Origin of the sequence: Pseudomonas sp. 06C 126, assembly GCF_001855215.1 — a bacterium.
Classification (GTDB): Bacteria; Pseudomonadota; Gammaproteobacteria; order Pseudomonadales; family Pseudomonadaceae; genus Aquipseudomonas; species Aquipseudomonas proteolytica.
On sequence record NZ_MIFU01000092.1, the window covers coordinates 1 to 14,473 of the forward strand.

Annotated in this window: 14 protein-coding genes; 8 read left to right on the forward strand and 6 right to left on the reverse strand. The window is 62.3% G+C overall.

What is annotated here, in order from left to right; all coding sequences use genetic code 11:
* Positions 1 to 146: 146 nt before the first annotated feature.
* Together BHC62_RS16950 and BHC62_RS16955 are read right to left on the reverse strand one after the other, a co-directional pair.
* Positions 147 to 782: a response regulator transcription factor gene (locus BHC62_RS16950; protein WP_070995598.1), complete on the reverse strand. Its 636-nt coding sequence runs from the start codon at positions 780 to 782 to the stop codon at positions 147 to 149.
* 213 nt (positions 783 to 995) lie between these two features.
* A complete protein-coding gene (locus tag BHC62_RS16955; RefSeq protein ID WP_070995599.1) occupies positions 996 to 1,787 on the reverse strand; it encodes a response regulator in 792 nt (263 codons plus the stop codon).
* Between the two features lie 502 nt (positions 1,788 to 2,289).
* Between BHC62_RS16955 and BHC62_RS16960 the strand changes: the two genes are divergently transcribed.
* The 8 genes from BHC62_RS16960 to BHC62_RS16995 all read left to right on the forward strand — a co-directional run bounded on the left by BHC62_RS16960 (position 2,290) and on the right by BHC62_RS16995 (position 9,986).
* On the forward strand, positions 2,290 to 2,904 hold the full coding sequence (locus BHC62_RS16960) for a DUF1120 domain-containing protein (protein WP_070995600.1): 615 nt from the start codon (positions 2,290 to 2,292) through the stop codon (positions 2,902 to 2,904).
* Positions 2,905 to 2,936: 32 nt separating this feature from the next.
* Positions 2,937 to 3,557: a DUF1120 domain-containing protein gene (locus BHC62_RS16965; protein ID WP_029297516.1), complete on the forward strand. Its 621-nt coding sequence runs from the start codon at positions 2,937 to 2,939 to the stop codon at positions 3,555 to 3,557.
* 36 nt (positions 3,558 to 3,593) lie between these two features.
* Positions 3,594 to 4,217, forward strand: a complete 624-nt coding sequence (locus BHC62_RS16970) for a DUF1120 domain-containing protein (protein WP_070995601.1) — start codon at positions 3,594 to 3,596, stop codon at positions 4,215 to 4,217.
* Positions 4,218 to 4,219: 2 nt separating this feature from the next.
* On the forward strand, positions 4,220 to 4,891 hold the full coding sequence (locus tag BHC62_RS16975) for a DUF1120 domain-containing protein (RefSeq protein ID WP_070995602.1): 672 nt from the start codon (positions 4,220 to 4,222) through the stop codon (positions 4,889 to 4,891).
* Between the two features lie 38 nt (positions 4,892 to 4,929).
* Positions 4,930 to 5,634 (forward strand): fimbria/pilus chaperone family protein, encoded by a 705-nt coding sequence (locus BHC62_RS16980; protein WP_070995603.1) that lies wholly within the window; start codon positions 4,930 to 4,932, stop codon positions 5,632 to 5,634.
* A 184-nt stretch (positions 5,635 to 5,818) separates the two neighbouring features.
* A complete protein-coding gene (locus BHC62_RS16985) occupies positions 5,819 to 8,170 on the forward strand; it encodes a fimbria/pilus outer membrane usher protein (RefSeq protein WP_176770979.1) in 2,352 nt (783 codons plus the stop codon).
* An 11-nt stretch (positions 8,171 to 8,181) separates the two neighbouring features.
* Positions 8,182 to 9,318 carry a DUF1120 domain-containing protein gene (locus BHC62_RS16990; protein WP_070995605.1) on the forward strand — a complete coding sequence of 379 codons (1,137 nt, stop codon included), beginning with the start codon at positions 8,182 to 8,184 and terminating at the stop codon, positions 9,316 to 9,318.
* A 23-nt stretch (positions 9,319 to 9,341) separates the two neighbouring features.
* Positions 9,342 to 9,986, forward strand: a complete 645-nt coding sequence (locus tag BHC62_RS16995) for a DUF1120 domain-containing protein (RefSeq protein WP_070995606.1) — start codon at positions 9,342 to 9,344, stop codon at positions 9,984 to 9,986.
* Here the strand turns inward: BHC62_RS16995 and BHC62_RS17000 are convergent.
* The 4 genes from BHC62_RS17000 to BHC62_RS17015 form a co-directional block, all read right to left on the reverse strand.
* A complete protein-coding gene (locus BHC62_RS17000; protein ID WP_070995607.1) occupies positions 9,983 to 11,239 on the reverse strand; it encodes a CynX/NimT family MFS transporter in 1,257 nt (418 codons plus the stop codon). The genes BHC62_RS16995 and BHC62_RS17000 overlap by 4 nt on opposite strands.
* 98 nt (positions 11,240 to 11,337) lie before the next feature.
* Positions 11,338 to 12,102 carry an amino acid ABC transporter ATP-binding protein gene (locus BHC62_RS17005; RefSeq protein ID WP_070995608.1) on the reverse strand — a complete coding sequence of 255 codons (765 nt, stop codon included), beginning with the start codon at positions 12,100 to 12,102 and terminating at the stop codon, positions 11,338 to 11,340.
* An 11-nt stretch (positions 12,103 to 12,113) separates the two neighbouring features.
* On the reverse strand, positions 12,114 to 13,211 hold the full coding sequence (locus BHC62_RS17010; RefSeq protein WP_070995609.1) for an amino acid ABC transporter permease: 1,098 nt from the start codon (positions 13,209 to 13,211) through the stop codon (positions 12,114 to 12,116).
* A 10-nt stretch (positions 13,212 to 13,221) separates the two neighbouring features.
* Entirely contained in the window at positions 13,222 to 14,403 is a 1,182-nt protein-coding gene (locus tag BHC62_RS17015; RefSeq protein WP_029297937.1) for an amino acid ABC transporter permease, read from the reverse strand.
* Positions 14,404 to 14,473 lie beyond the last annotated feature (70 nt).

Consider the following 14,473-nt stretch of genomic DNA (forward strand, 5'->3'; position numbering starts at 1 on the left):
CCTCCTGACCATGCGTATTAACCTGTAAACCATGTCCCCGGTTAGAAATGTAAACGATGTCCCCGGTTTGTACCGGGACAAGCCCCCTCGCCACAAAAAGCCCCTATTCCCCCCTTCAGCACAACAGCAGGCTTGCCAAGATCCACCTAAGGCACCATCCCGCAATTACGCGCATAGGCGAACAAATCCACATCGGTGGAAATGCACAGGCGTTGCATCGCGGTACTTTTCTGTTTGCTGATCGTGGAAATACTGCGATTGACCCGTGCGGCGATCTGGCTGACGGTCAAGCCGCTGGCCAGCATCCGCACCACTTCCCGCTCTTTGCCCGACAACTGCGGCAGTTGTGACTGGTCCCCCGTCCCGGCTTCCACCAGTTGCACCCGCAGGCACTCGCTGGCAAAGGTCTGGCGGCCGATCACGGCGTTGATGGCCTGTGGCAACTCCCTGGCCGAAGCGCTCTTGGCAACGATGGCGCGGGCGCCATGGGCGAGGGAGGCCCGCAGGGTGGCGACATTGGCGAACATGGTCACCAGGATGACCGGCAAGTTGGGATACTGCCGAGCCAGCAGGCTCAACAAACCATAACCATCTGCCTGCTGCCCTCCAGGCATGGCGAAGTCGGTGACCAGGACATCGCACGGCGTGGTACTCAATAACCTGAGCAGCGCGTCGGGGCCGTCGGCCTCCCCCACCACTTTGCAGCGACCATTGGCCTCGATCACCACTCTCTGCCCGATACGCACAATGGGATGATCGTCAGCAATAATTACTCGAAGCATAGATACCCACGGATGATGGCAACTTGAATCCGCGCAAAATAACCCCGCTGGCGATCCTCAACAACCGTCCAGGATAAGCCCCACAAGGCGGCGCCCCCTGTTTGGTAGTTACCAGTTCTTACCCTACATAACAAAAGGAAAACCCCTACAGCCAAAAACCAGACAGCCAGATTGCCAAATGCATCTCGACACAAGTCACTCCGTCCACTGCGCTTACACACTGCGCAAATATTCCAGACACCGCCGCAAGTCCGCCCGGAATGCCTGCAACGCCGGAGCGTGGGCCAATACGCCATTGGCGTGAACCAGCTCAATCAACTTCACCCCTCTTAACTCAAGGTCCGTCCCGCCCAAAAACGCCAGGCTGCCTACCAGGCGATGCAAGCGCTGCGCGGTCAATAAAGTACTCAGGGTGCAACAGGCTTGTTCCAGGATCGCGAAGTCTTCCCAGGCTTCGTCCAGCAGGCCGGGGAGCATCTGGTCGACGACCTGCTCATTGCCGAAGGTTTGCACAAGCTGCGCACGCGTCGGCCATGTCCCGGCAGAGCGCCGGCCCCATGCCGAAAAAGTACCCGGCAGCCAGCGCACCAACACCGCATGCAATTGCTCCAGCGCCAGCGGCTTGAGCAACCAGGCATCCATGCCGGCGTCGCGGCAACGTTGTGGGTCGTCGTTTTGCAGATTGGCGGTCAAGGCAATGATCGGCACGCGCTTGAGCCCCCTGCGCAGTTCATGCTGGCGAATGGCGCGAGCCATGCGGTAACCGTCCATCTCCGGCATTTGGCAGTCGCTGATAATCAGGTCCGAAGGCCGGTTGATAACGGCCAACAGGCCCTGGCGGCCATCGGCCACGGACTGATGGGCAACACCCAATTTTTGCAGGAAGCAGCCCAGCATCGCGCGATAGGCTGAATGATCATCCACGACCAGTACGTTCAGGTGCGGTGCGGGGGGTGGCTGCGACGCTCGGCCCTCGCCGGTGGTTGAACGTACCACAGAGCCCATGGGCACCCCTTGTGCGCGATCGGACTGGAGGCAGGCAGCCCCGAGTCACCTCCGGCAGCGCTGGCGTAATAGTCAGGAGGGCACTGTGCAGCGCCTTAAGTGACACCGGTGACTATCATCGCGGCAAAAATATATCCTTTTGGATACTCCGACGCCGATACAACAACTACGAAAAACAACTTTCCTACGTCACTGAAAACCTATTCTTACGGACTTGCCGCGGATTTCCGTACGACCGCCCATTGTCGTATTTTTTGTATTTGCCCCCCGCCCTGCCCTCGCTAAATTGCGCCCCACCCCAGAGAGGGACGGCTCGCCACTCGGCGTGCCAGCCACAACAAACAACGCCTCGCACACTGCCAGCCCATTGGGGGCCAGGCATTGCCGTGCATCTTTTTTATCGATCAGCCTTGCAATGGACAATTGAAATGAACGCCTCCCGACACCTGATGAGCACCACCTCCCAAGCCTTCCCAACAGCCGCAAATCAGGTCCTGTAACCATGAAAAACTTTGCCTCGCGCCTCATGCTCACCTTGCTGTTCACGCCTTCGGTATTTGCCGCAAGCTCCATCGAACTGGCCGTCAGGGGGACTATCACCCCGAGTGCCTGCACACCCGCATTCGCCGGTGGCAACGTCGTCGAGCACGGCAAAATATCGGCCAAGGATCTAGTACAGAACGGCTCTACACACCTGCCTAAAGCCACCATGCAATTGTCGATCACTTGCGAAGCCAGCACGCTTTTCGCGATCAAGCCCATCGACAATCGTAGCGGTACCTCCACCAGTTCCAGCGATTTCGGCCTGGGATTTGTCAACGGCAACAAAAGACTCGGCGAGTTCTATCTGACCGCCCAGAACATGCTTGCCGACGGCGTCAGTGCACAGCCCATCGCTTCGATGGACGGGGGTAGTAACTGGCATGCCGACATGTCATGGGAACTGGGAACCCTGTGGGGCGCTGGAGCCATGGACGACGCGACCACCCTGCTGCCGTCCAGGCTGCTGGTAATCGACCTTGACGTCGGTACCACCATCGCCCGCGCCGATCAATTTGACTTGAGCGATGAGGTTGCCATCGACGGCTCCGGCACCCTGGAAGTGCTGTACCTGTAGTTCCCGTTTCACCCACAAGGAAGGTCCATCGAATGAAACTCTCCAGCGCAGTACCTCTGGTTGCACTGTTGTACGCCACCGCCTCAGTGGCGTTGGCCGCCAGTGACACAGAGCTGGCCATCAAGGGCTCGATCACCCCCAGCGCTTGTGAGCCGCTGGTCTCCAGTGATGGGATGGTCGACTTCGGAAAAATATCTGCCAAGCAACTCAACGGCAGTTCTTACACCTCCCTGCCCGATGAAAGGCTGCTGTTGAATGTGCACTGCGATGGGCCGACCTTTTTTACGCTCAACAGCATTGATAACCGCTCGGGCTCCTCGGCTCACCACGACATGTATCACGGCCTGGGCATGACCCCCGACGGTGAAAAGCTGGGGGGCACAGGTTTTGGTTTCTACGAACTGATGGCCGACGGCGTAAGCCGGCACTCGATTATTTCAACCGACGGCGGCGTGACCTGGAAACCCGCCGCCGTGATAAGCCCGATGTCGCTGACGGCCGTCGCAGCAGGCCACGATTGGGTCCCCATTGCCGTGCAGAATCTGGACGCGAAATTGACGCTTTACACCCACATCGCCCCCGCCGACGGCCTGACGCTTATTGACGAAGTCCCTCTGGATGGCCACGTCACCGTGCAAGTCAATTACCTCTGATGGCTTGAACAGGCCCATTTAAAAGGAGCTCCTCCGATGAAAATCCTACTGACCACGCTTGCCACCAGCGCCCTGCTGCTGGGTAGCGCCACCGCCTTTGCCGCCTCGACCGTCGACCTGGTCGTCAGGGGCAAGATTATTCCTGCCGCCTGCGTTCCCGGCCTCTCCAGTAGCGGGGTGATCGATCACGGCAAGATTTCCGCCAAGGACTTGCGAGCGGACAACCCAACGCTGATCGGCACGCACCTGCTGAACATGACGGTCAACTGCGACGCCCCCGTCTTGTTCGCCCTGCATGCCATCGACAACCGCGCCGCCTCGGCAGCGATGCCCAGTGACTACGGCCTGGGCTTTATCAACGATAACCAGAAACTCGGTTGGTACACCCTGAGCCTGCTCAACCCGGTGGCTGAAGACGGCGTGGTGGTGCAACCGATTGCCTCCGGCGATCAGGGCAAGACCTGGTACCGGGAAAGTGCCTGGGAGCCGACCCTGTACATGTCGGTCGCCTCGATGGACGACGACACCCAGCCGCTGCCGGTCAAGGAGCTGCGGGTAGGCCTGGAAGTACGCACGTCGATCGCCCGCACCGACTCCCTGGACTTGAGCAATGAGGTGACCATCGACGGCTCGGCCACCCTCGAAGTGAAGTACCTGTAACCATGGCCGCCCATGCCCTGGACACTTGCGGGCATGGGCTGCGCGTACCTGCGCCAGTGATCGCCCACGTTGCAGCCGTGCTGCTGTGTATGGCAATCACGACACAGGCCAATGCGCTGTCCCATGTCGACCTCACGGTGACCGGTCGCTTGACGCCGGATGCCTGCCATATCGAGCTGTCCGACCTAGGCACCATCGAGCATGGAGAGATCCCGACCCACCAGCTAAATACCCACGAACCCACGGTACTGCCCAGCCAGAAGCTGGACCTGACGGTGATCTGCGAAAGGCCGATGCTGTTTGCGCTGGTGGGCATCGACAACCGCCAGGACTCCGCGCCGGCCCCCGACACGTTCGGCCTGGGCGTCAACATTTATGCCCCGGACCAGATGCTGGGGGCCGTGAAGCTTTCCTATCGCGCAGCCCTCGGCGATTTACAGCCGATGCAGGTGCTGGCCTCCAGCGACAACGGCGAAACCTGGACACCCCAGGCTGGCGCCCATCCCCACGCGTACATGGGCTTTGCCCTGCCGGGCGACCGCCAGCCGGATTTCATCAGCCAGCTGTTCACCCAGTTGTGGGTCGACACCTCCATCAATGCCGCACGCCTCCTGACCCTGGATCAGGAAGTGCCGCTGGATGGCTCCATCGTCCTGGATCTGCGCTACCTCTGATTCGCGCCCTTTTTGTTGCACCAACGGAACCTGCTGTCATGACCACGACCTTCTCAACAACCGCTGTCGGTCTCATTGCCCTGCTGCTTGTACTCGGCAATCACGTCAAAGCCGACGGCATGGTGCCCGACACCTCGGTGGTGATCGTTCACGAAGCCGATGGCGAAGTCGCCGTGTCGGTGACCAATACCGACAGCAAGCTGGCGCTGCTGCACGTCACCTTGCAAGACATCCCCGAAGACACCGAGCCGTTGCTGGTAGTGACACCGCCGTTATCGCGGGTGGAAGCGTCCAAGTCGCAGCTGGTGCGTTTCATCCTGCAAAACCAGACACCGCTGCTCACCCAACGGCTCAAGCGCGCGGTGTTCGAAGGCATGCCCCAGGGCCGCGCCGCCCCTGCTGCCGGGCACGCCCGCGTCGGCGTGACCGTGCGCCAGAACCTGCCGGTGATCGTGCATCCCAAGGGCCTGCCACTCAACCGCACGCCCTGGACCGACCTGACCTGGACCCTGCGCGACGGCAGGTTGCACGTGCGCAATGACACCCCCTATGTGGTGCGCCTGGCCCAGGATCTGCGGCTGCTGCCCGGCGACGGCAAGGCGATGCTGCCGCGTACCTATGTGTTGCCGGGCGAAAACCTGAGCGTCCCGGCCACTGGCGGCCCGGCCACTAAAGTCAGGCTGCAACCGGCCACGGTGTACGGCTTTGCCGTCAAGGCCTACGAAGCACCTCTGAGCCTCTGATTGGTCACCTGCAGGCGCCTGCCACGAAGCGGCGCCTGGCTTAAGCAAGTGACGGCGCATCGACCGTCACCGCAATGCCCGCAAGCACCGGAACAACCGGGCCGGGACGTTGAACATTTGAGTGCCTTGCGTGAAAACAGTATTGAATTACCGTGACGGCGTAGCCGTGCCCGCAGCACCTGCAATGGCGTTGCTGCTGTGGGGGCTACTGCCGAGTCAAACCTGGGCCAGCGGCTTCGACGCCCAGACCCTGCATCAGCGTGGCATTGATCCGCAGTTGGCCAGCCTGCTGCTGGACGCCCCGCGTTTTGCCGCCGGGCAGCATGCAGTCAGCCTGCGGGTCAACGGCCAGGGGCGTGGCCGGCTGGAGGTCAGTTTCGATCAACAGGGCAACCTGTGCTTCGACCGGGCCTTGCTCGACGCCGCAAACCTGAGAATCCCGGACGACGCCGAGCGCTGCCACGCCTTCCTCGCGCAATTTCCCCAGACAGTGGTGGAACCGGACCCGGCCACACTCAGCGTGGCGCTGGTGGTGCCCACCGAAGCCTTGCGTCCGGTGCTGCAAGACATATCAGGCTATGAAACCGGCGGCTTCGCAGGCTTGCTCAACTACGACCTCACGGGCTTCTACAACCGCTATGGCGATGACGCCAGCCGTTTTGGCTCGGCCAACACCGAAGTGGGATTCAACGCCGGCGACTGGATCGTACGCAGCCGCCAAGTGCAGACCTGGCAGGAGGGCCAGTCCCGCAGCACGCACCTGGAGGCCTACGCCCAACGCACGTTCGCCAGCCATCAGGCGGTGCTCCAGGCCGGGCAGATCAGCCTGTACAACCCAGTGTTATCCGGGGCGCAGATCACCGGGGTCCAGGTCCTCACCGAGCACGCCCTTCAAGAGCAAGGCCAGAGCGCCGTGATCGAAGGTATCGCCAACAGCCCGGCGCAAGTGGAGGTGCGGCAGAACGGCGTGCTGATTCATTCCACCGTAGTGCCCGCCGGGCCTTTTTCGCTGAACGATGTGCGCCGTCTCAATACCCGTTCGGACGTCGAGGTCACGGTCAAAGAAAGCGTCGGTGGCGAGCGGCGCTTCAACGTGCCGGCGGCCATGCTCGGCCTCGGGTTGCCGGCGCCGGGCTACTCGGTGGCCGCCGGGCGGGTTCGCAATGTCGGCGATGCCCAGGGTGACGACCCGTGGGTGGTGAGCGCCGGCTGGACAGCGGCCGTGCATCCGCAACTGACCCTGGGCAGCGGCGTCTTGGCTGCCAGCGAGTACCGCTCCGCAGGCTTGAGCCTGGGCTGGCTACCGTGGCTGGACAGCCAGGTCCAGCTGTCGACGCAACTGTCCAATACCAATGGGCGGGAAAAGGTGTCCGGGGTGCAGACGGATCTTGCCTGGGCCCAGCGCCTGAATGACCAGTGGTCCTTCAGCACCAGTAACTCCTGGCGCAGCGCAGGCTATCGCGAGCTGGAAGAAAGCACCTACGCGCGCAACCAGCACTCGCAACGCTCACGCTATCGCGATCAACAAAGCGTCAACCTGGGCTGGTCCCATCCCTGGCTGGGCGCATTCAGCGCCGGACTGTCGCGCTCGGCCAACTTTGCCGGGGACAGCAGCAGCCGGGCCCTGATGTCCTGGGGCAGCAACATCGGCGCAGTGTCGCTATCGGCCAGTGCCGAATGGCAAATGGGCGGGGCCCAGCAACAAGACAACGCGGTGTACCTGAACATCAGCGCACCGCTGGGCGAGCAGCGCCGGGTGCGCGGCTGGGTACGCCACAGCGCTGGCGAAAACCGCACCGGCCTGGGGCTGACCGAACAGATCGACGAGCAACTCAGCTACCGGGTCAGCGCCGAGCGCGACTCGCGCGATCGTCAGGTCGAAACCAGCGTTGGCCTCTCGGCATTGCCGCGCTACAGCCAGTTGGATTTGAGCTACAGCCGCTCCGATGCACAGCGTTCCAGCTACCAGGGCGGCGCGCGCGGTGGGGTGGTGATGCATGACGGTGGCGTCACGTTTTCCCCGTATCCGGTGCGCGATACCTTCGCCCTGGTGACGGTGGGCCAGATGAGCGGCATCCGCATCAGTACCCCCAGCGGCCCGGTGTGGACCGACTGGCAAGGCCAGGCCGTGGTACCGCAAGTCAGCGCCTATGGCCGCAGCCCTGTGGAAGTCCAGACCCGCTCGTTGCCGCGCAACGCCGACATCAGTAACGGCCTGGCGATGATCCAGGCCGGGCGCGGCGCAGTGGACCGGGTGGACTTTGGCGTCAGCCTGACCCGCCGCGTCTTGCTGACCGTCAGCACTGACCACGGCGCGCCACTGCCCTCGGGCGCGTCAGTGAGTACTGCCGAGGGCGAGTTCGTCACCCTGGTCCAGGAAGGCAGCCAAGTATTCCTGCCCAATGTGCTCGATCAACCGCCCCTGTGGATAACCTCGCCGGGAGGTCAACGCTGCCTTTTGCGCTACACGCTGGCGCAAAAGGCCGACCCCTCGGTGTACTTCGAAACTGCCCCGGCCCGTTGCCACGCGCCTTGAGGACGACTGCCATGCCCCTTCCCCGCTTGCACCACCTGAGTTTATGGCTATTGATCGGCATTGCCGGCGCCGCCCATGGGCTGGAGGAATGCCAACTCAACCTCAGCGAACCCACGGTGGATTTTGGCTTGATGAGCCGCCTGGCCCAAAACGACAGCGCGCCCGAACGCCTGCTGGGCGAGCGGCGGCTGAACTTGACCTTCAGTTGCCCCCAGGCCGACGACTTGAGCCTGTTCTACCGTGCCCTGGCGGCCTCCGCTGAACGCCTGCAGTTTACCGAGCACGGCAGCTACGAAATCGAGGTCAGTCACGGCGTACTCGACGGACAGGCAGTGGAGCTGGGGCTGATTGCTGCCATGGGCCAGCCGCCAGTGAGTAGCGCCAGCACGCTCACCTGGCGCACCGGGCATGGCATCGCGCCGATAGAACACGGTGCCGTGCGCATGGGCAAAACCCTGTCGCTGCAATTGACCTTGCGCGCCTGGGCCGACCCCGAAGCCACCCGGGTGCGCGATGCCACCACCTGGGAAGTCCCCGGCATGCTCTACAGCGCCAGTCATGGGCGTTACCGCGAGATGACGCTGCGTGCGCACTTTGCCCCCGTCGCCTGCCAGCCGGCGTTGTCGGACCAGGGAGTAGTGGACTACGGCACCCTGTTTGCCAAGAACCTCAACCCCACCACCGAAACGCCATTGCCCATCCGCACCCTGCGCTTGAGCGTCACCTGCGATGCACAGACGCGCTTCGCCCTGCGCATGCATGACAACCGCGACGGCTCGGCCACCGGCGGCACCGATGAAACCGCCTATGGCCTGGACCTGGACGCCAGCCATAACAAAATCGGGCGTTTTTACCTGACCATCGACCCCGCCGAGTTCAGCGCCGATACCCTGCGCACCTTGTACCGGACCGACTCCACCAGCAACGGCGCCGCCTGGAGCAACTCCAGCGCACGCCAGATCCCGATGGCGGCCAACAGCTACATGGGCTTTACCGACAAAAGCGGCCTGAGTAGCGGCCCAGTGGCTATCCAGACCCTGGCCGGCACCGTGCGGATCAAGACTTACCTGGCTCCCATGCAGTCGCTGGACCTGCGCCAGGTGGTCCATATCAACGGCTCCGGCACCATCGAAATCATCTACCTGTGACTTGCCCCTGCGAGGTACGCGCCATGAAAACCGTTGCCCTTTCCAGCCTGCTGTTTCTGACCTGCGCTCAATCGGCGGTGGCCGTGTCGATGATCGACCTGAGCGTCCAGGGCCAGATCATTCCCCGCGCCTGTACGCCGCAGTTATCCGGCAGTGGCCTGATCGACTACGGCAAGATTTCCCGCCAAGACTTGAATCTGGAGCAAGGCACGCGTCTGCCGCTCAAAACCCTGCAGGTCAGCATCGACTGCAACGGGCCTAGCCGCTATGCCTTGCGCATGCGCGACAACCGCGACGGGTCGGCCACGGTCAACAGCGAAATCTACTACGGCCTGGGATTCGACACGGCGGGCAATCGGCTCGGCCTCTACTCCATGAGCTTCGACCCGCGCCAGACCCAGGCGGACAGCAGCGCGCAGATTTACGGCACCGAGTCCACCACCGGCGGCCTGGGCTGGCGCACGGCCAACCTGAACCCTGTCGACATCGGCGCCACCAGCTACCTGGGTTTCACCGACACCGAGGGCAGTACCGCCGGGCCGACGGCAATCGCCACCCTCAACACCACCGTGCAGATCCGCACGGTTATCAATGCCCGGCAGAACCTGGACTTGAGCGTTGAAACCGACCTCGATGGCTCGGCGACTCTGGAAGTGGTGTACCTCTAGAGTCTCTCGCTGGCGACGTGAACATAACGGGCGCGCCCGGCACCGAGGCCAGCGATGATCGCCCCCACACCCAGCAGCGCGAAAATCCAGCCGGTTGCCGCCCAGCCACCGGTCCAGTCGTGTACCAGACCGACCGCCAGCGGGCCGAGGGACGCCAGGGTGTAGCCGACGCCCTGGGCCATGCTCGACAGGTTGGCGGCCACATGGGCGTCGCGTGAGCGCAGCACGATCAGGGTCAGCGCCAGGCTGAACGTACCGCCCTGCCCCAGGCCCAAGACAATCGCCCAGCCCCACAGGCCGTCGAGCGGCGCATACAGGCAACCGAACAGGCCGCCGAGGGTCAGCAGCATCACCACCACAATGGCCAGGCGCTGATCCTTGCCGCGGGTGGCCAGCCACGGTGCCGCAAGGGAACTGGCCAGTTGCACGATCACCGATCCCGACAGCACCAGCCCGGCCTGGGTCGCGCTCAAGCCACGGTCGATCAGGATCGACGGCAGCCAGCCAAACACGATGTAGGCCAGGGAGGATTGCAGGCCCATGTACAACGTCACTTGCCAGGCCAGGGGATCACGCAGCAAACCGCGCACCCGATAGGCCACTTGATGGCTACCCTGTTTCTGTCCGACCTGAGGCAACCAACATAGCGCCGCCAGCAGTGCCGGCACCATCCAGAAGCCCAGGCCGATTTTCCAGCTGTCGCCAAAATGCTGGCTCAACGGCACCGTAGCCCCGGCGGCGAGCGCCGCGCCCAGGCACAGGGCCATAGTGTAGACACCGGTCATGACCCCTGCATGCCGGGCGAAATCACGCTTGACGATCCCGGGCAACAGCACGCCGATGATGCCGATGCTGGCCCCGGCCAGCAGGCTGCCGGCGAACAGCCCGACAGCGCCCAACGAACTGCGCAGGATGATCCCCGCCGCCAGTGTCAGCAAAATCCCCAGCACCACCCGTTCGGCGCCGAAGCGCCGGGCCAGGAACGGCGCCAGCGGCGCAAACAGGCCCAGGCACAGGACCGGCAGCGTCGTCAGCAACCCAGCCCTGGCCGCCGAGAGGCCGAGGCTTTCGGACACGTCGTTGAGCAACGGCGCCATGCTCGACAATGCCGGGCGCAGGTTCAACGCCACCAGCACCAACCCCAGCAGCAACAGCCAGGCCCGGTTGACGACCGGCTGACTGTGCTGCACCTGGTCATCATCGGCTTCGGCGTCGATCAGCAATTCTTCAAGTGCGTTTTCTGGGCGGGGCATGGTGCTCTCGGGTTCAAGGCGGGATTGTGCGCGAGAGAGCCATGGTAATGCCCTGCACCACCTTGTGGCGAGCAGGCTCACCACAGTGGGGGGGCGGGTTAATGCAGGATCTGGCTCAGGAACAACCGGGTCCGGTCGTTCTGCGGGTTGTCGAAGAAATCGTTCGGCGCCGCCTGTTCGACGATTTCGCCCTTGTCCATGAAGATCACGCGGTTGGCCACGGTGCGCGCAAAGCCCATCTCGTGGGTCACGCAGAGCATGGTCATGCCGTCTTCGGCCAGGCCGATCATGGTGTCGAGGACTTCCTTGACCATCTCCGGGTCGAGGGCCGAGGTCGGCTCATCGAACAGCATGATCTTGGGCTTCATGCACAACGCCCGGGCAATCGCCACGCGCTGTTGCTGGCCGCCGGACAATTGCCCCGGAAACTTGTGGGCCTGCTCCGGGATGCGCACGCGCTCCAGGTAGTGCATGGCAATTTCCTCGGCCTTGCGCTTGGGCATCTTGCGCACCCACATCGGCGCCAACGTGCAGTTCTGCAGGATGGTCAGGTGTGGGAACAGGTTGAAGTGCTGGAACACCATCCCCACTTCGCGGCGCACGGTTTCGATCTGCTTGAGGTCGTTGGTCAGCTCCACGCCATCGACCACAATGCGCCCCTGCTGGTGCTCTTCCAGGCGGTTGAGACAGCGGATGGTGGTGGACTTGCCCGAACCCGACGGGCCGCACAGCACGATGCGCTCGCCCTGCTTGACGTTGAGGTTGATGTCTTTCAGTACATGGAACTGGCCGTACCACTTGTTGACGCCCTGCATCTGGATAATGCCTTCAGGGCTCATCGGCTGTTTGATCGCTTCGCTCATAACAACAACTCCTAACGCTTGTGGCCAGTGTCGAGCTTGTGTTCCAAATGAATGGAATAGCGCGACATGCCAAAACAGAAAATCCAGAACACCAGGGCCGCGAACACATAGCCCTCAGTAGCCATGCCCAGCCATTTCGGGTCGGCGGCGGCTTGCTTGACGCTGTTGAGCAGGTCGAACAGGCCGATGATGATCACCAGGCTCGTATCCTTGAACAGCGCGATAAAGGTGTTGACGATGCCCGGTATCACCAGCTTCAACGCTTGCGGCAGGATCACCAGGCCCATGCTGCGCCAGTAACCCAGGCCCATCGCCGCCGCGGCTTCGTACTGGCCTTTGGGAATGGCCTGCAAGCCACCGCGCACCACTTCTGCCACGTAGGCCGACTGGAACAGGATCACGCCGATCAACGCCCGCAACAGCTTGTCGAAGTTCATGCCTTCAGGCAGGAACAGCGGCAGCATCACCGACGCCATGAACAGCACCGTGATCAACGGCACGCCGCGCCAGAACTCAATGAAGGTCACGCAGATCACGCGAATCGCCGGCATATTGGAGCGCCGCCCCAACGCCAGCACGATACCCAGCGGCAAGGCGCCTGCGATACCGACGGTGGCGATCACCAAGGTGAGCATCAGGCCGCCCCATTGGCTGGTCGCGACGTTGGTCAGGCCAAAGATCCCGCCGTGCAGCAGGAAGAAGGCAATGATCGGGTACATCACCAGAAAGCCCAGGCCATAGATCGCCTTGGGTTTAAAACGCGAGATGAACAACGGCGCCACGCCGACGATCGCCAGCCACACGGTCAGGTCTACGCGCCAGCGCAGGTCGCCGGGGTAATAGCCGTACATGAATTGCCCGAAGCGCTGCTGGACAAACACCCAGCAGGCGCCCTCCTTGGTGCAATCGGCCTGGGTGGTGCCGACCCAGTTGGCGTCGAGGATCGCCCAATGCAAAATCGGCGGCACCACCAGATAGACCAGGTAGATCGCCAGCAACGTCAGCAGGGTGTTGAACCAACTGGAGAACAGGTTGGCGCGCATCCACGCCATCGGCCCGAACACTTTGTTCGGTGGCGGCATGTCAGGTTTGAAAATATGGGAAGTCATGCAGGTTTCCTCACCGCTCGATCAGCGCAATGCGCTTGTTGTACCAGTTCATCAACAGGGAAATGCTGATGCTGATCGCCAGGTACACGCTCATGGTGATGGCAATGACCTCAATGGCCTGGCCGGTCTGGTTGAGCACCGTGCCGGCAAACAGCGAGACCATTTCCGGGTAGCCGATGCCGGCGGCCAGGGATGAGTTTTTCGCCAGGTTCAGGTATTGGCTGGTCAGCGGCGGGATGATCACCCGCAGCGCTTGCGGGATGATGACCTTGCGCAGCGTAGGCCCCGGACGCAGGCCCAGGGAGCGCGCGGCTTCGGTCTGGCCGTGGCTCACAGACTCAATGCCCGAGCGCACGATCTCGGCAATAAACGCGGCGGTGTAGACGGTAAGCGCCAGGGTCAGTGCCAGCAGTTCGGGGATCAATACCCAGCCACCGACAAAGTTGAAACCCGCAAGCCTTGGCATTTCCCAGTGCAGCGGCACACCGAAGATCAGGACGCACAACGCCGGAATCACGATGAACAGCGCCAGGCCCGCCCAGAACTTATGGAACGGTACGCCGGTGGCTTCAAAGCGCTTGTTAGCCCAACGCGCCATCAGCACGATTGCCACGATGGCCGCCCCGACACTGGCCACAAACGGCCAGAAACCGTCAGCCGCCAGCGCCGCCGGCATATTCAGGCCCCGGGCGCTCATAAAGAATGTATCGCCCAAGTTGTGGCTGTTGCGCGGCAACGGCATGGTCAGGAAGACCGCGAAGTACCAGAACAGGATCTGCAACAACGGCGGAATATTGCGGAACACTTCCACATACACCGTCGCCAGTTTGTTGATCATCCAGTTCGGTGACAGACGCGCCACCCCAATGATGAAACCGAGCAGCGTCGCCAGGACCACACCGATCACGGTCACCAGCAACGTGTTGAGCAGGCCGATCACAAAGACCCGGGCATAGCTGTCCGATTCGGTGTAGTCGATCAAATGCTGAGCGATGCCAAACCCGGCACTGCGCTCCAGGAAGTCAAAGCCGGAGGTAATGCCCCGGTGCTGAAGATTGGTTTGCGTGTTGTTGAACAGATACCAGCCCAACGAAACCACCGCGACGATGGTGATGATCTGAAATAGCCACGCGCGCACTTTGGGATCGCTGAAGCTGAGCTTCTGCTTGGGTGCGCCGATTTGAGTTTGCATTGAGTGCCCCAGAAATAATGGAACAGAACATCACCCGGCGGTTGGCCCACCGGGTGATAGAACCATCAGC